The 17018-nt window shown below is 67.3% G+C and carries 13 protein-coding genes; 7 read left to right on the top strand and 6 right to left on the bottom strand.

Annotated features, from left to right (window positions below; translation table 11 throughout):
* Positions 1-6: 6 nt before the first annotated feature.
* Positions 7-1311, top strand: a complete 1305-nt coding sequence (locus OG989_RS31110) for a restriction endonuclease subunit S (RefSeq protein WP_327029276.1) — start codon at positions 7-9, stop codon at positions 1309-1311.
* Between the two features lie 142 nt (positions 1312-1453).
* On the opposite strand, the gene OG989_RS31115 is transcribed toward OG989_RS31110, so the two are convergent.
* Complete coding sequence (locus OG989_RS31115; protein ID WP_327029277.1) at positions 1454-2233, bottom strand: GntR family transcriptional regulator; 780 nt, start codon at positions 2231-2233, stop codon at positions 1454-1456.
* A 195-nt stretch (positions 2234-2428) separates the two neighbouring features.
* Between OG989_RS31115 and OG989_RS31120 the strand changes: the two genes are divergently transcribed.
* The 3 genes from OG989_RS31120 to OG989_RS31130 are packed head-to-tail and all read left to right on the top strand — an operon-like array spanning position 2429 to position 3798.
* Positions 2429-2575, top strand: a complete 147-nt coding sequence (locus OG989_RS31120) for a hypothetical protein (protein WP_327029278.1) — start codon at positions 2429-2431, stop codon at positions 2573-2575.
* The gene (locus tag OG989_RS31125) at positions 2572-3129 is read left to right on the top strand and encodes a helix-turn-helix domain-containing protein (protein WP_327029279.1); all 558 of its coding nucleotides are present in this window, start codon (positions 2572-2574) and stop codon (positions 3127-3129) included. The genes OG989_RS31120 and OG989_RS31125 overlap by 4 nt, the downstream gene beginning before the upstream one ends.
* A gap of 18 nt (positions 3130-3147) precedes the next feature.
* The gene (locus OG989_RS31130; protein WP_327029280.1) at positions 3148-3798 is read left to right on the top strand and encodes a hypothetical protein; all 651 of its coding nucleotides are present in this window, start codon (positions 3148-3150) and stop codon (positions 3796-3798) included.
* Between the two features lie 68 nt (positions 3799-3866).
* Here OG989_RS31130 and OG989_RS31135 read toward each other — a convergent pair whose 3' ends face one another.
* From OG989_RS31135 to OG989_RS31145, 3 genes are all read right to left on the bottom strand, one after another.
* Complete coding sequence (locus OG989_RS31135; protein WP_327029281.1) at positions 3867-4307, bottom strand: hypothetical protein; 441 nt, start codon at positions 4305-4307, stop codon at positions 3867-3869.
* Positions 4285-4413: a hypothetical protein gene (locus tag OG989_RS31140; protein WP_327029282.1), complete on the bottom strand. Its 129-nt coding sequence runs from the start codon at positions 4411-4413 to the stop codon at positions 4285-4287. Before OG989_RS31140 ends, OG989_RS31135 begins: the two co-directional genes overlap by 23 nt.
* A 212-nt stretch (positions 4414-4625) precedes the next feature.
* Complete coding sequence (locus tag OG989_RS31145) at positions 4626-4886, bottom strand: DUF6244 family protein (RefSeq protein ID WP_327029283.1); 261 nt, start codon at positions 4884-4886, stop codon at positions 4626-4628.
* A 513-nt stretch (positions 4887-5399) separates the two neighbouring features.
* Here OG989_RS31145 and OG989_RS31150 point away from each other — a divergent pair.
* Genes OG989_RS31150 through OG989_RS31160 form a run of 3 tightly spaced genes read left to right on the top strand, consistent with a single transcriptional unit; the run spans position 5400 to position 12336 of the window.
* On the top strand, positions 5400-7514 hold the full coding sequence (locus OG989_RS31150; RefSeq protein ID WP_327029284.1) for an AIPR family protein: 2115 nt from the start codon (positions 5400-5402) through the stop codon (positions 7512-7514).
* Positions 7511-10687: a type I restriction endonuclease subunit R gene (locus OG989_RS31155; RefSeq protein WP_327029285.1), complete on the top strand. Its 3177-nt coding sequence runs from the start codon at positions 7511-7513 to the stop codon at positions 10685-10687. Before OG989_RS31150 ends, OG989_RS31155 begins: the two co-directional genes overlap by 4 nt.
* 20 nt (positions 10688-10707) lie before the next feature.
* Positions 10708-12336 (top strand): serine/threonine-protein kinase, encoded by a 1629-nt coding sequence (locus OG989_RS31160; protein WP_327029286.1) that lies wholly within the window; start codon positions 10708-10710, stop codon positions 12334-12336.
* A gap of 492 nt (positions 12337-12828) precedes the next feature.
* Here the strand turns inward: OG989_RS31160 and OG989_RS31165 are convergent, their stop codons facing one another.
* Together OG989_RS31165 and OG989_RS31170 are read right to left on the bottom strand one after the other, a co-directional pair.
* A complete protein-coding gene (locus OG989_RS31165) occupies positions 12829-14544 on the bottom strand; it encodes a GTPase (RefSeq protein WP_327029287.1) in 1716 nt (571 codons plus the stop codon).
* Positions 14541-16721, bottom strand: coding sequence for a GTPase (locus tag OG989_RS31170; protein ID WP_327029288.1), 2181 nt, complete (start codon positions 16719-16721; stop codon positions 14541-14543). Before OG989_RS31170 ends, OG989_RS31165 begins: the two co-directional genes overlap by 4 nt.
* Positions 16722-17018 lie beyond the last annotated feature (297 nt).

Genomic DNA, 17018 nt, shown 5'->3' on the forward strand with positions numbered 1-17018 from the left:
CCCCAGGTGCCACTTCGGCGCTTCATCAACGAGATCGTCGACGGCCCGTTTGGCAGCTCCTTGACAAGTAGCCATTATTCTGACGAGGGCGCACGCGTCGTCAGACTCGGGAACATTGGGTCCGCCTACTTCCGCAACACCGACGCCGCTTACATCCCGTTGGACTACTACACACACTTGCAGCGTCACACAGTAATTCCTGGCGACTTGCTCATAGCCGGCCTCGGCGACGAACGCCATCCGGTCGGGCGCGGTTGTATAGCCCCAGACAACATCGGCCCCGCGATAGTTAAGGCTGACTGCTTCCGCGCACGGCTAGACGAAAAGCGACTAACGCATCGGTTCGCCGCCTGGGCACTCAGCTCATCATTCGTTACCGATCAGGTAATTGCACTAACACGCGGCTCCACACGGTCTCGGATCAACCTCGATGTGGCGCGTGATATACGGCTCCCAATTCCCCCACCTCTGGAGCAACACCGCATTGCCGACTTCCTCGACGCCGAGACCGCGCACATTGACAGACTTGCGGCGGATCGGATGCGACAGCGCGCCATCCTGGAAGAGCGCTCGTATGCCGAAGTTTCCGAGACACTGATACCTGGTGTACTCACTGCAGGGAGGGGGACGTCGCCGTGGCCTTGGTTGCCCAACATGCCCGAAGACGTCCCCCTGGTGCGACTCGGTTACGTGTGTCGGTTGCAGAATGGTTTGACCGTAGACGGCAACCGCGACGTGAGCGGCGACGCCGTGACTCGTCCGTACCTACGGGTGGCGAACGTGCAAGCCGGTTACGTGGACCTTGCGAACGTCACTGAAGTGACTGTGCCGCGCGAGACTGCGAAGCGGTGCACGCTGCGCACTGGCGATGTTCTGATGACGGAGGGCGGAGATCTAGATAAGCTCGGCCGAGGCACCGTATGGAATGGCGAACTGCCCAACTGCCTGCACCAGAATCATGTCTTCGCACTTCGTCCTGAGTTGGACCGACTCGATGGCGACTACCTGGCGCTCATGACCCAGACGATGCACGGACGCTGCTATTTCGAGAGCACGGGTTCAAGAACAACCAACCTGGCCTCGACGAACAGCAGCAAGATCCTTAGTTTCCCCATTCCGCTGCCGCGTGTCATACGCCAACGCGAACTAGTGCGAAGTGTCCGCAACCGGCTCGACGCCATCGCCCGCCTGAGACGGGAACTGGATCAACAGCTTGCGCTACTCACCGAGCGTCGCCAAGCACTGATCACTGCCGCTGTCACTGGCCAGATCGATATCTCCACCGCCAGCGGACGAGGAATCGAGGCCTGAGCCGGCTGCTGGGACTGCATTTACGCGTTCTCGCCGTGCGACGGGGTTGCGAAAGGGGATTCATTTGGATTTGCGAGGAGAGCGCCCCATCGAAGCTTAGGAACTGAATCCGCCCAGCCCTCCGTCCGGAAACGAGGGATTCCTACCCGCCGGATGGCGTCCACGGGTCGATGGGCATCTCGTAGACGAGCCGGTACCTGCCGCCAGGGAACACGATGTCGGCGGTCTCGACGGCGGTTTGGCCGGCGTAGTACGTGCGCTCGACAGAGATCACCCACATGCCGCCGCGTCTGTCGAGTTCGAGGGCTTCGGCCTCGTCGGGCATCGCCGGTCGGGTGATGACCTCCTCGACGAAGCGGTCGATGGCCACGCCGATGGAGTCCATGCGGGCGACCACGCCGATAATCGGCCCTTGCTCGGGGTACTCAACGGGGGTGCCGCCCGTGATGGTCAACGGCTCGTACGAGTCAGCGAGTTGGATTGGGGTGTCGTCGGCGAGGTACCGGTACTTGGTGTGCATGACCATGTCGCCGGGCTGGATGCCGAGTCGTTCCGCGAGAGGGGCCGACGCCGGAATCTTCCGGCTGTCGGCCTCCCAACTCGGTTGTTTGCCTGCGGCTTCGCTGTCTCGGGCGAACGGCGACGTGCTGCCGATGCGCTTGCGCATGTCCCGGGAGTGGGCGCGGCGGACGAGCCTCGTCCGGTTGCGGACATAGTTCCCGGACCCGCGTCGACCCTCGATGAGCCCTTCGCTGCGAAGCAGCGTGAGGGCATGCTTGATGATCGTGGTGGAGAAGCCCCACCGCTTCTGGAGTTCCTTCTCTGTGGGGAGCTTGTCGCCGGGACCCAGTTCACCGGAGAGGATCCGCGCGCGCAGGTCGTCCACGACGCGCTGGTAGTTCGGCGGTTCCTTGCTGGTCATGGGTGACCCCTTCAACCCGACGCACTTGCTCACGTCAAGTCGACCACGCAGCTGTGGGCGCAGCAAACGGGATGCCTTCATCGGAACCGATGTTAGTGCATGTTCATGCTTCCGATCTTCTAAGTAAGTGCGCTAACTTTCCTCCAGCGCCACAGGCCCAGGTCGGCGATCGATCCAGGAAGGAGAAGGTTGCTCGTGATTCCCAAGGTCCTGTCCATCGTGTTCGGTGGCCTGATGCCTGGTTTCCTGCTCGGGCTGGTTGCGTTCAAGGTGAAGTCGCGGTGGTGTCCGCGCTGCGGCGAGTCCACCGAGGCCATGCGGCCGGCGGAGCGGGAGCGTTGACCGGGCCGGGCCGGCGTAACGGCTACGAGCAGCCGATCGGGCGGCGGGTGGCGGAGCTGCGGACGCGTCGGGGAATGACTCAGCAGGTCTTCGCCGACCGGATCCGCAAGTCGAAGAGCTGGGTGGACAAGGTGGAGCGCGGGGTACGTACCCTCGATCGCCTTTCGGTGATCGAGACGGTCGCCGGGGCCCTCGGCGTCGCCCCGACCGTCCTGCTGGCCGGCAAGGCCCAGCGGGCGCCGGCCGCCGACACCGGCGGCGTCGTGGAGCGGGTGCGGGCGGCGCTGGCCCGCTACGACACACCCGGCTCCGGCAACGACAGCCAGCCCCCACCATCGCTGCGGGAGCTTGACCACCAGGCGGGGTACGCGTGGACGGCGTACCGCAACGGCCACCTTCCCCAGGTGTTGCGGATGCTGCCCGACCTGCTCGACGGCAGTCGCCGGGCCTGCCATCCACAGCCGTGGGACGCGTCCGCCGCCGACCTGCTGGTGCGGGTGTACCGGCTCGCCGCCCAGGTGCTGGTCAAGCTCGGCGAGGCGGACCTGGCCTGACTGGCGGCCGACCGGGCGATGAGCGCCGCCACCGGCGACCCACGGCGTGCTGGCCTCGCGGCGGTCTCCCTCGCGCAGGCGCTGCGGGCCCTGCGGCGGGGCCGGCTGGCGATGACCGCCGCCCTCGACGCCGTACCCCATCTCGGCCTGGCAGCATCACCCGACTCCCTGCCGGAGGAGCCCGCTCTGACCGGAACCCTGCTGGTAGAAGCCGCTCTCGCGGCCGCCGCGTGCGGGGACGCCGCCGCTGCGGGCGATCTCACCGAGCGCGCGGCCCGCCTCGCCACCGCCCACGACGAACGGCACCATCGCGACCACGACGGCATCGGGTTCGGCCCCACCACCGTCGAACTCGCCCGCGCCCTGATCGCCATGCGCCTCGGCGACCACAGTCAGGCCGTCGCCATCCACCAGCGGGCCACCAGCGACGACGCCTGGCACCTGCTCCCCGCCGAACACCGGGCCGCCCACCTGATCGACATCACCCGCGCCCACCTCGACCTCGGCGACCCCCACGCCGCCGGCCGCGCCCTGGCCGCCGCCGATGCCATCGCCCCTGCCGAAACCCGCATCCGCCCCGCCGCCCGCACCGCACTGACCGCCGTGCTCCGCGCCGGCTTTCCCGCCGCCGACGTGACCCGCCTGGCCGCCACCGTCGGACTGACCTAGCCGAACCTGAACGGGGAGCGCCCCGCCAGTCGGCAGACGCCCCCGTCAGTACCGCACCGCGAGGCGGCTCATGCGCTCTCTAGTGCCGCTTCCAGCCGGTCCAGATGGTTCCACCACTCCTCATCATCGCGCCGGCACGACGACAGCAGGTTGGCTGCTGAGACGATCGCCAGGACGACGACGTTCTCCGTAGGTACCGCACCCGCGAAGGGCTCACCGTTGACAAGGCGCAAGAGGAAGGCGGAGACCTGCTCTTCAGTCGCACGTGCCCAAGCCTCGGCCCGCGCGATCTCGGCAGCGACGGCGAGGGTTTCCTCGTCGCTCGGCCTACCCTGATGGATCTCCCACATCGCAAGCTGCGTAACGGCGAGGGCAAGCTCGACTGTCTCTCGCGCCGCCTGGTCGTCGGGCAGCGCCTGCAATGCCGTCTCCAGCTTGGAGAGATCCTGCTGCACTGCCGCATGGATGGCGTTGCGTGTCAGCGGCTCAACTCGACTGCTGATCTTCATCCTTGCCCTTCTTCTCATCGAGCTTCGCCAGCCAGGCCCTGAGCGCGCCGCCCGCCGCACCGAGGGCGAGGAAGGTTCCAACGAGTGCCTTGGCAGTGATCGGCATAATTTCAGACACGCTAGCCCATAGCGCTGATCCGACTGCAGCACCAGCGCTGAGCGCCTCCGGGCTGACAAGCTCACGCCGCGGGTCGGGCCTGCCCTTGCCCTTGTCCGCTGCACGTCGCGCTCTCGCTGCCGTCGAGGCGTTGCGGGCAGGCGGCTTCCCTTGTGCCGATGTCGCGGGTGGCTGGCCTGATTTGCTGCCACCACCCCCGTCTAGTTTCCCAGCGCTTGTACCTTCGCGATCGTCTGCTTCACCTGTTCCCTGGTCGCTGCCGGACGGCTGGCGACCTGACCGAGCACCTCCACGAGGCCATCAATCTGCCCGACCAACTGCCCCGAACTGCCCTGCAACGCGCCGGCCACGAGCGTCCGCGCCTGGCTTGCGTCCTCCCTCGCCGCAAGCAACTTGGCCTGCGCTTCATCCAACTTCTGCGATGCAGCGGCCAACTGCGCGATGATCTGCGCCGCGCTCACATTCCCTCCCCTGGTGCCAACGTCCAGCACTCACCAGGCGTGATCAGTCGGAAGCAGCTTACGCAAGGTGGCCTCATGCATGCATGCCCGTGACTGCCTCCAGCGGCCAAGATCGAGCAGTGCAGCCCCACGCCTGACCGCCGAACCCCGACAGCGGTCACCGTGTGGGCGAGTAGCCATGGCGGTCCGGCCGACCCGATAGTCACCATGACGCAAGACAATCGGCCAATTCCCGACAGGGCCTTTCTGACGCGCAGGGAAATTGCCCCGGCCGCTACCATGGGTGGCGCACGCGCGCCAAGATCAGTTGTTTCGGTGATCGACGCGCAACACGCTGCGTGGGGCAGCCCAGCTTGACTGAAAAGGCCAGACTCATCCGCCCCACCGCAGTCCCGGCGCGCTCGGGCACGTCCAACGCGACGTGTGGCAATGACGGTGACCGGTCGGCAGTTAGGTAATCGAGTGAGCGGGAAGCCCGCGACGCCTGGCGCGTCGCCCTACGACACGGCCCCGATGACCCAGGTCCGGCAGGTGCGGGATGCGCTGCTACGAGAATTCGGCGGTCTGATAGACCTCGAGGATCTCGCCAACAAGTCAGTTGCGGATCGCGAGCAGGCATTTCTGTCGAGGGCCCTGGCCGCCCTGACGGTTCGCGACCTGACGGGCTGCGACTCGGCAGCCGCCGCCGAGGCGGTGATCGACGGCCGGGACGACATCGGCATCGACGCGGTGGCCATCGACAAGAACGCGTCGCATCTCTGGTTGGTGCAGTCGAAGTGGAGTGACAGCGGCAAGGGGAAGTTCGCCGTTGCCGACGCGCTCAAGTTCATTGAGGGGCTTCGCCTCATCGATGCGCGGAAGTTCGACCGCTTCAACGTCCGATTCCAGAACCTCGCGGACCAGGTCGCCGCCGTGCTCAGCAACCGAGGGTCGAGGATCACCCTGGTGCCGACCGTGATGCGGGCCGAGCCACTCGCGGACGATGTCGTGCAGCGGCTCTCCGACGCGCAGGACGAGTTCAACCAGTTCGGCAACATGCTCGACCAGCGCACCTACCTGGCCCGCGACATCTGGGGGGTGGTCTACAACGACTTCGCCGAACCGCCGATCCCGCTGACCGCCAGGATGCACGACTGGATCAGGGTCACCGAGCCCTACGAGGCATTCCAGGGGATCGTGTCGGTCGCCGACATCGCTGAGTGGTACGGCACTCACGAGGACCGCCTCTTCGACCGCAACATTCGCAAGCCGCTGGGCATCACGCAGGTCAACCAAGGCCTGATCGACACGCTGACCGCCGACCCGCACAACTTCTGGTTCTTCAACAACGGCATCACCGTGCTATGCGACACGGTGGATCCCGAGTACTTCCAGCGTGCGGCAAAGCGGGCGCCGGTCACGCTCAAGCTGGACGGGGCCAGCGTGGTGAACGGTGCGCAGACCGTCCACGCGATCCACCGGGCGTTCCGCAAGGATCCCGAGGCGATCACCGACGGCTATGTGACCGTCCGGGTCATCTCGCTCAAGAACTGCCCGCCGGGCTTCGCCGACGCGGTGACCACGGCCACGAACACCCAGAACCGCGTGGAGCGACGAGACTTCGTCGCGCTCGATGCCGTGCAGCGGCGCATCAAACAGGACTTCCTTCTCTCGCTCCAGAAGACCTACGCGGTGAAGCGCGGTGAGGAGCCCGCAGCCGAAAGCGGCTGCTCGGTGGAGGTCGCCGCCGTCGCGCTCGCCTGCGCGCACCGGAACTCCGATCTCGCGGTCCGCGCCAAACTCGGCGCGGAGCTACTGTGGGAGGAAGGCTCCCAGGGCGCCTACCACCTGCTGTTCAACGCCCAGGATCAACCTTCCGCCTACCAGATCTGGCGCAGCGTCCTCGTTCTGCGGGAGGTCGACGCCACGCTCTACCGCACAGCGAAGAACCGGCAGGCGCGGGCCGAGGCGATCGTGGAGCGCGGGAACCGGCTGATTGCACACATCGTCTTCCAACACTTGGACCTCGACGGCATCGACGAACCCGACACCGACTGGGACGCGATCCTGGCTCAGGTGCCGAGGGTGGTCGAGCGCGCCACGGACTGGCTCGTTCACCACGTCGACGCCGAATTCAAGAAGCAGCTGGTGTCCAGTACGCTTGCCGAGCCCGAGCCCTGTCGCACCCTCGCCGGCCTGGTGCTGAGAGATCTGCAGAGCGGCGCTTCGGTTCCCGACCTGCCACAGGAATACCGGCCGGTGAGGAGCATCCCCAGACAGCGCCGACGCAATGCCGTCCCCACCCTGGTCGATGCCAACCGACTTGCTGAGGGCACGCCACTGACGTTCCGGGCAATCGGGCAGCCCGAGCGGGACGCACTGGCCGCCTGGCTCGCGGCCGACTCGAATCGGGGGGCCGCGACCTGGGTCAACCAGCGGGTGCGACCGCTCCTTTGGGCCGCCGACGGGAAGCGCTACTCCCCATCCGGGCTGGTGCAGAAGATGTGGCGGTTGGCGGAGTGGAGCAAGGCGCCCGTCGCTGCCCAGGGAACTGCCCGATGGTGCGACGCGGAGGGGAGGTCCCTGTCGAGGCTGGCACTGGACACCCGGAACGACGACGACCTCGGCGACCTTGACGAGGACGCATGAGCCCCATCCATCACGAGTCCGCCTTCGGGGACGCGATCGTCGCCGCGCTCCTCGCCAACGGCTGGGAACGCGGCGACAACGCCGACTACCGCCCCGAACTCGGCCTCGACACCGCCCAGCTCCTCACCTTCATCGGCGCCACCCAGGCCGCCGAGTGGAAGGAACTGATCGCCTTCTACGGCGACGACCAGGCCGCCGCACAGCGCGGGTTCGTCAAGCGCCTCGACCAGGCCATCGCCACCGACGGGCTGCTCGACGTGCTCCGCAAGGGCGTGAAGGACCACGGGGTACGCATCCGGGTCGCCTACTTCAAGCCGTCCTTTGTCGAGTCCGACGCGATCCTCGCCGACTACCGGCACAACCGGCTCACCGTCGTGCGGGAGCTGGCGTACGCGACCAAGCAGGCCGACCGGGGCAACCGGCTGGACCTCGCGCTGTTCCTCAACGGCATCCCGGTGGCTACCGCGGAGCTGAAGAACCCACTGACCGGCTCGGGCGTCGAACACGCGAAGGAGCAGTACCGCACCGATCGCGACCCGACCGAGCTGATCTTCTCGCGTCGGGTGATCGCCAACTTCGCCGTCGACCCCGACCGGGTCTTCGTCACCACCCAGCTGCGCGACAAGTCGACCCGGTTCCTGCCCTTCGACACCGGCTCGGCGGGGCCGGGTCGGCCCGGCGGCAGGGGCAACCCGCCCGCCACGGAGCACGGGAAGTACGCCACCTCCTACCTGTGGGAGCAGATCTGGCAGCGGGACAACTGGCTCGAACTGCTGGAACGCTTCGTGCACCTGCACAAGGAGAAGGGCGCCGACGGGCGTACCCGAAAGTCTCTGATCTTCCCCCGCTACCACCAGTGGCACGCGGTGCGGAAGCTGGCGGCGCACGCGGCGCGGCACGGTGCCGGCCACAACTACCTGATCATGGCCTCGGCGGGCTCGGGCAAGTCGAACACCATCGCCTGGCTCAGCCACCGCCTGTCGTCCCTGCACGCCCACCGTGACGTGGCCGAACTGGACCCTGGCGCGGTCGCCGCCGGCCTCAAGCCGGGCTCCCCCGTCTTCGACAAGGTCGTCATCATCACCGACCGGCGGAACCTCGACGCCCAACTGCGCGCGACGGTCGGCAGCTTCGAGCAGACCGCCGGCCTGGTGGTGAAGATCGACGAGAGGCAGGGCTCGAAATCCGAGCAGCTCGCCAGGGCGCTCTCCCGCGGGACGGGCAAGATCGTCACCGTCACGCTGCACACCTTCCCGGCCCTGGTGGACTACCTCAAGCGCAACCCCACCGAGATCCAGGGCCGGCGCTTCGCGATCGTCATCGACGAGGCGCACTCCTCCCAGTCCGGCGAAGCGGCCGGCTCCGTCCGGGAAGTGCTGCGTGACCTGGGCCTCGACGCCGACTCCGACGACCCGGGAGCAACCAGTGTTCCCGCGCCGGCCGGCACCGAGGCCAAGCTGAAGGCCAAGGCGCGCAGGCGGCACCGGGCCGCCAACCTCTCCTACTTCGCGTTCACCGCCACGCCGAAGCACAAGACCCTCCTGGACTTCGGCACGCTGGGCGAGGACGGGATGTACCACCCGTTCCACACGTACTCGATGCGGCAGGCCATCGAGGAGAAGTTCATCCTCGACCCGCTGCGCAACTACGTCACCTACGACACCTACTGGAAGCTCGTCAACGGCAACCCCGACGAGCGGAAGGTCGACCGGGCCAAGGCAAACCCGCTGCTGGCCCGGTTCGCGCTCACCCACGACTCGACCGTCGCCCAGCACGCGCAGGTCATCGTCGAGCACTTCCGCACGCACACCGCCGGCAGGCTCGGCGGGCGGGCGAAGGCGATGGTGGTCACCGCAGGCAGGCAACAGGCCGTGCAGATGGCCCGCTCGATCAGGAAGTACCTCGGCGACCTCCGCTACCCCGACCCGGGCGTCCTGGTCGCGTTCTCGGGCACCCTGAAATACGACGGGGAGGAGCTCACCGAGGCGAAGGAGAACGGCGGGCTGGCCGAAAGCGCGCTCGAAAAGGCGTTCGCGTACACCCGGGCCGACGACAAGGCCGCCCAGGCCGGCGGCGCCGGGCAGCGCGAATACCGGATCCTGGTGGTCGCGGAGAAATACCAGACCGGCTTCGACCAGCCACTGCTCACCACGATGTACGTCAACAAGACGCTGACCGGCATCGCCGCCGTACAGACCCTGTCCCGGCTCAACCGCACCCACGAGCGCAAGAGCCAGTCCGACCTGGCGGTGCTGGACTTCGTCAACGACGCGGAGGACATCAAGGAAGCCTTCCGCCCGTACTTCGAGGAAGCCGCCACCCTGCCCTCGGACCCCAACCTGCTCTACACCGCGCAAAGCAGGGTGATGTCCGCGGCGCTCCTCGTCGACGACGAGATGCTCGCCTTCGCGGCGGCCTGGCTGGCCGCCGACGAGCAGGCCGCCGGCAACACGGCGAAGTGGGAGAAGCTGCACGCCGAGCTGTACCGGCACCTCGACCCGGCGGTCGCCCGCTTCACCGAGCTGCTCGACAGCGACGACGAGGAAGAGCAGGCCACGGCCGAGACCTTCCGCGCCGACCTGAACGACTACGCGCGCAAATACAGCTTCCTCTCCGGGATCGTCCCCTACGCCGACGCGGAGCTGGAACGCCTCTACCTCTACGGGCGGCACCTGCTCAACCGGCTGCCCCGCCGCGACGACGGCGGCGTGGACATCGGCGAGGTCGACCTCAGCCACCTGCGGGTCGAGAAGACCGGCGAGCACGACGTCAGCCTCGTACCGGAGGGGCCGGCCGACATGAAGGGCTTCGGCGACGGATCCGGCGGCGCGAAGGAGTCGGAGAAGTCGCTGCTGTCGGAACTCATCGACCGGTTCAACGCGAAGTACGGCACGGAGTTCACCGAGCAGGACGTCATCAAGCCCTTCCACGAGGCGCTCGCCGACCCGAAGGTGCGGCTGGCCGCCGTCGCCAACGACGAGGAGAACTTCGGCCACGTCTTCGACCCGGTCTTCGAGGACAAGATGATGGACCACTTCGACACCACCGCCGACCTGGGCCGCAAGTACTTCGACCCGCAGCAGAACTTCCGCAGCTCGCTAAACCGCAGCGCCCGCAGCGCCGCATGGCAGATGATCCGCCGCCAGGAAGGCGTCGTGGACGACGCCGCCTGAAAAGCCACTACCGTGCGGGGGTGACAGTGCGGGCAGAGCCGATCGCCGGCCGGTACGAACTGGTCGACGAAATCAACTCCGGCGGGATGGGGCAGGTCTGGCGCGGCTACGACGCCGTCCTCGACCGTGAGGTCGCCGTCAAGCTGATCCGCGCGGACGTCATCGCCTCCGCCGAGCAGGCCGAGGAGTTCGCCAGGCGCTTCCGCCGCGAGGCCCGCGTCACCGCCCGCATCCAACACCACGGCGTCCCCCAGGTGTACGACGCCGTGCTCGACAGCACCTACGACCAGGTCTACCTGGTCATGGAGCACGTGCGCGGCACCTCGCTGCGCGCCTACATCGACCCACTCCGACCGTTGCCCATCGACTGGGCGGCGGCGGTCGCGGCGCAGATCTGCACGGTCCTCTCCCACGCCCACGCCGTCCCTGTCGTACATCGGGACCTGAAGCCGGACAACGTCCTGGTGTCCGACGCCGGCGCGGTCAAGGTGCTCGACTTCGGCATCGCCGCCATGCTCCGCACCGACGTCACCCGCCTCACCGTCACCGGCAGTGTCATCGGAACGCACCACTACATGCCGCCGGAGCAGATCCAGGGCGCGCGGATCACCCCGCAGAGCGACCTGTACGCCCTCGGCTGCGTGCTCCACGAGTTGCTCGTCGGCAGGACCGTCTTCGCCGGCGGTAACGAGTTCGAGCTGATGCGGCAGCACGTCTCCGAGACGCCTCTGCCACTGCGCAAGCTGCGACCGGACGTACCGGAAGCCCTGGACGAGTTGGTTCTCCAGCTCACCGCCAAGGCGCCCGAGCACCGCCCCCGGGACGCGTACGACGTCTACGAACGGTTGCTGCCGTTCCTCCCCGCCCCGGGGTCCCATCCTCCGTCGGCCGGACACTGCCCGACCGGCGTGCCGGACCCCACGCTGCTGTACCGCCGCCCCAACGCGCCACGGCTGCGGCCGGAAGCCCCGTCCGTGCCAGACCCGCGTGAGCGCCCCGTCCCGTCGCAACCGTCCGCCGGTGGCCCTCCGACGGACCTGCGGGGAGCGATCCACGGCGCGGTGTCCCGCTCCAACGACCTGCTCGCCGAGGAGCGGTACACGCAGGCGGCGGAAGCGCTGCAACAGGTCATCGAACCGGCGGCAGCCGTGCTCGGCGTCGAGAGTCCCCGGGTCCTCGCCCTCCGTCAGCGGCGAGCGGCCATCCTCGTCATCGGCGGTGACTTCCGCCAGGCCCTGCCGGAGTTCGATGCCCTGTACTCGGCTTTCGCACGCACCGGAGGGCCGACCGGTGACGACGCGCTGGCCTGCCTACGCCAGGCCGCGCACTGCCGGGCGGAGCTGGGCCAGTCCACCGCCGCGCTGCGCCGGTTCCGGCAGGTGCTCACCCACGTCCGTGCCGCCGAGGGTGACGTGTCCTCCGACGCCCTGGAACTACGCCGCAACATCGGCATGCTGCTGCTCGCCGAGGGCAGCGTCGAACAGGCGGTGGCCGAGCTGGTGCCACTGCACGAGGACCTTTCGCTGGTCTACGGGCCGGACCACGAGGAGACCCAGGAGATCTCCGACCTTCTCACCCGGCTACGCCGCACCGGCGGTACGCGTCGGCGGACCCCTGACGACATCGGGCCAAGCGGGCTTAGCTGTTAGCTGAGCTGGGAGGTCGCGTCATGTCGGCGGCGGTTCCAACCGCTCGAAGCTCTCCATGCCGGCGAGTTCGAGCACCTTGGTCCGGGTCGCCGGGCAACCCTGCCAATCTGGTCGTCGATCTGACGGCCGGTCGGCACGGCACCCTGCTTCTCATACCAGGAGTAGAGGTTCACGGTGAGGTTGGCCATCGTGCCCGTCACGGAGCCGATCCCCTCAGCGTCGGCAACTGGCCGTCCAGGTAGGCACACACCTCCTTCGCCGACACCGGCGTCGAGCCACCGGCGTGCGGTGCTGCGCCGAGCAACGCCGCGGACATCCACGGGTTGACGCTGCCGTCGCGGAAGACGGTCGCGGCGAGGCTCCTCCCGGGCGCAGCGACCGCCGGATCGTGGTGCAGCCGGCGACCGGATCCGCCAACAGCACCATAGAAGGGCGTGTGGCGCGACGCATGATGGCATGCCGATCAGATGATGGCATCCGGGTGCGTCGCGGCTACCTGCCGCCTCCAGAACTTTCGGCGAGGAGGCGATCCGCTTCTGATGCGATCGCACTCAATTCGCGAGCGGCATTTCCGCGCGCGAGGTCAGCGCCGAGAACCTCGTCCTGCGCCGCTTCGACCCCGGCGAGGAACACATCCATGGGCGGGTCGATGATCTCCCAGAGCTGCCGGCGCGCATCGGCCGCGATCTTGTCAGCGTGCCCCATGATCTCAGTGACGAACGCCGCGTGCTGACGCTCGCTCTCGAGCTGAGCCCTACGCACTTCGCGTTCGCCTTTCCAGACCTCGTAGCCCGCCAGGCCGATCTGTATCGCGAAACCGCCGATCTTGGCGGCCTTGCCGATGTTGTCAGCGACCTTCAGCGCTTCCCAGGGCTTGAACTTCTTCCCGAACAGGTGGCCGACGTTCTTGACGACGTTGTGGCCGACCGACCCCGACGCGTTCTTGAGGCCGTCGCCTGCCCCCCACCAATTCTGACCCTTCGTGATCTGATCGGCGACCCCACGCCAGTCCACTGTCGACGTCAGTCGGTCCCGCGTGGCCTGGTCCGAGGGCATGACCCCCAGGCCGTCCGGCGTTCCCAGCGCGACGTTGCCCGAGGGATGAAGAAGGTGCTGAGCTCGATTGCTGTCGCCGATCTCCAGCAGCCGTTCCGACAACTTGTCGAGCTGCATCTCGGTCAGCCTGTTGATCGCGTGAGCGAATTGCTCGGCATGACGGTCGAGTGCCTCCACAAGCCTCGCCTCCGCCGCGTCGAGAGCATCTCCCGCCCGTGAGCCGTCAGCGGGAAGACTCGTCGCCGTATCGACGAACGCCGTCACGTTGACCAGGCACGCTGATTTGAACTCCGCCTCGGCCGCGAGGAAAGACCTCTCGATCATGTAGCGACGGTCGGAAACCGCGGAACGCTGCGCGGCGAGCAGGCCGAGCGCGTCCTGCGATTGGGGGTCTTCCGCGAACATCTGTTGTGCCTCGTCACACAGCTGGCGAATAAGGTGCAGTGGCTGCCGGAGCTGAGCGAGCTGCCCCCGGTCCTCACTGATCTTGTTGACCTGCAAGCGCAACTCGTCGATGCCGGAACGCGTTCGAAGCGCGTCGGCCCGGGGACCGCCATCCAGACTCCGCAGGTAATAGACGGAGTCCACTTCCGCGATCGGGAGATTGAACGCCGAGGTGCCGAGCGCGTCCTGTACAGCCTTGTCGCGCACGCCCTCAGCCGCCGCCTGCTTGCCGGCCTGCGTGATCACCACGATCATCTGCCCGAACAACTGGAGATCGTTCGCCAGGTGCCGCAGGTAGTCCCTGGATGCGTCGTCGAAGAGGTTCACGGTGATGACGAACAGGATGAAATCCGCCTCACCGATCGCACCGACGGCCAACTCGTCGTGGCTCCGCAGACCCGACTGGACACCTGGCGTGTCGACGAGCGCCACCGCGCCGTCCCACTCGTACTCGGTGACGGCGTCGGTAGCTATGTCCGCGTCAATGACGGGTTCCACATCCCCGTCGGTCAACGCTTTGATCAGGCTCGACTTACCACTGCTGAATTGACCGGTGAGAACCATCCGCGGCTTCTGCCGGGATTGCATGCGTGCGCGGGTGAGAAGCTCCCCAGCGAGCACGCCGGAATTAGATCTCAACACGTGCTGCAAGCGTGACATCAGCTCCTGCGCACGCGATGGCAGTTCATGCACGAGAACGTTCGTCACGAGGTGCCTCCTTCGTCCGTTTCCTTGATTCGCACGTCGACCCCGGTGTGCACGCGTGCAAGAGCGCGCCATGCTTCCCAGACACCCGGGGCGACGGGCTCGTTCAGGGCTATGTCCAGGCTGTCCGGGCCCGTCTCGTGGACAGTCACCTCGCGATCCGCCAGGTGCCGGATGATCTGGAGCGCGTTGGCGCTCGCCGATGAGTGCGCCGACGTGGGCACGATTCGTTCCACGCACTCCGCCGCCGGGGAGAGCGTGAGCTCACTGAGATTTGGCTCCGAGACCTCGACCGCGATGCCCGCACCCCGCCAGCGGGTCGCACGGACGACGGCCGACGCCACCCGCTCCCGGCCCGTGCAGCGCAGCAGCTCACGACCGAGTTCGGTGTCGATCCGGGTGATCGCCGGCTCGACCTCGTCCGACGCGACACGCTGCAGCACCGCGATGGACCGCTCGAGCACGGCACAGGCCGCGTACTGCCGGGCGACTTCGTCCTCGACCGCATCGAGCCAGTCTCGCCGCACCCGGTCGCCCTCCGGCACGAGATCCTCCCGGAGCTTCATGAGCAGCTCCGACATCTGGTCGCGGACCTTCCGGCGGCGGCGCTCACGAACTTCCGCGGCGCTTCGGAACACTTCGTCACCGATCCAGTCGATGAACCGGTCGAGCCCGAGGAAACTGACGGCGAGTCCGATGACGCCGCCGGCGACCATACCGATCGCGGTCCCGAGACCAGGCGTCAGAAAGGTGCCGGCGACCGCGCCGGCCTTCGCGCCGAGTGCGAGCCCGCCCAGTCCCACGGCGAGACGCCCACCAGCCTTGACCGCGCGATTGCCCCAGACCGCGCCTCTTCCCTCGAGGTCACGGAAGCCACTGACGCCGAGCCCCGCCCAGTCGTCGGCCACATCGATCGCGACGCCATTCAGGTCGGCATTCAGTCGCTGCCCGGCGTCAGCGACGGACCGCTCGACTTCCTTGCGGAGGACGGCGATCTCGCGGTTCAGCCGTTCGTTGATCTCGTCGAGATCCTGGTCGACGTCGACGCTCTCGGCCCAGCGCTCACGGGCGGTGATGGCTGCCGCGAAGGCCGCTTTGATCTCCTCGTGCGCATCGTCCACCCGCCGGAAGGCGCGCTTACGGAATTCGAGCTGCATCCCCATGCTCGCCGTGAGCGCCGAGGACGCCGTGACGTGTGCGTCCGCCAGGGCGCTGGCGGCGTCCAGGAGCGCGAGACGCAGGCTGTCGCAGATACTGACGATGCGCCGCTGTTCGACGGTGCGGTCCGATTGGAAGCGGAGCGCGCTGATCAGGGAGTCGATCCGGCTGTTGGCGTGCAGGGTGTGGGATTCGTCGGCGCCCAGCGAACCCGAGCGTGCCAGTTGGGCCGCCTGGGCGTGAATCGCCACCGCGTCGATGTAACGCCCACCGGCGCGCAGAAGGTGACGGCGGATCGGCGCCAGGTTCCCTTCCGCGTCACCTCCGAACACAAGTCCGGGTTCTTCGAGCATGTCCAGCAGCCCGATCTCTTTCGTGACGTCGGTGAGACAGTTCAGAGCCACGAGGATCGGCTTGCCAAGGTCCGACAGCCGTTCCAGCGCACGCCCGGTCTGTTCCTGCGTCGCTTGATCGGTGGCCACCCAGAGGATCAGATCCGCGTCGGCAACCTGACCGAACGCAACCTCGTAGTCCTCTCCTCCGTCCATGGCGCCGACACCCGGGGTATCGACGATCTCGACGCCGATCTCTTTCGCGACCCGGACACAGGAATCTCGGGAGTATCGCTGCCTACCATCGCCGACGCGCTCCCCATCGCCGGCCGACAGATACTCGAACAGAGTGCTCTTGCCGGCCATCGTCCGGCCCATCAGGACGACGCGGAACGGCCGTTCGACATCACGGTCCGCAAGGGACTCACAGACAGCTTCAAGGCGTACCGCGCTGTGGCGCAGAAACCCGACGGCATCCCCGAGCGACCGGCGATGTTCACTGGCGCCGAGCCACACATCGATCTCCTGCGATGCCCGTGTCAGCTCGCGAGACACCTCTCGCCCGCCGGTGACCAGGAACGCCCGGAACGCAGCGGGCACGGTCGACGACGACTCATCCGCCCCGAAGATCCGCTCTCGTGCCGAATCCTGACCCGACGTACTGGGCTGGCCGGAAATCCGCCAGGTCACGGGTAGACCTCCGCCTTGATGGACATTTGGGGCAGCGAGCGCAAGGTGCGAGCCTGCACCTCCCGCTGTGACCATGCAACCGCTGCGCGCAGGCCGGCTGTCGTCATTTCACGCAGCCGCCCGCGCTCCCGACTCCCAAAGAGCATGAGCTCCGAAATTGCGCACACCGACATGCGGGGTTCCAGGGGGTAAGGCACTGCCGGACCAGGCAAGCCAGAGGTAGCACCCTACGGATCCTCCCGCTGTCATTGTCGGCTCCGCCTGAAGACTGGTTCAGGCACAGATTCTGTGAGTTGT

It is taken from the genome of Micromonospora sp. NBC_01740, assembly GCF_035920365.1.
Taxonomy (GTDB): domain Bacteria; phylum Actinomycetota; class Actinomycetes; order Mycobacteriales; family Micromonosporaceae; genus Micromonospora; species Micromonospora reichwaldensis.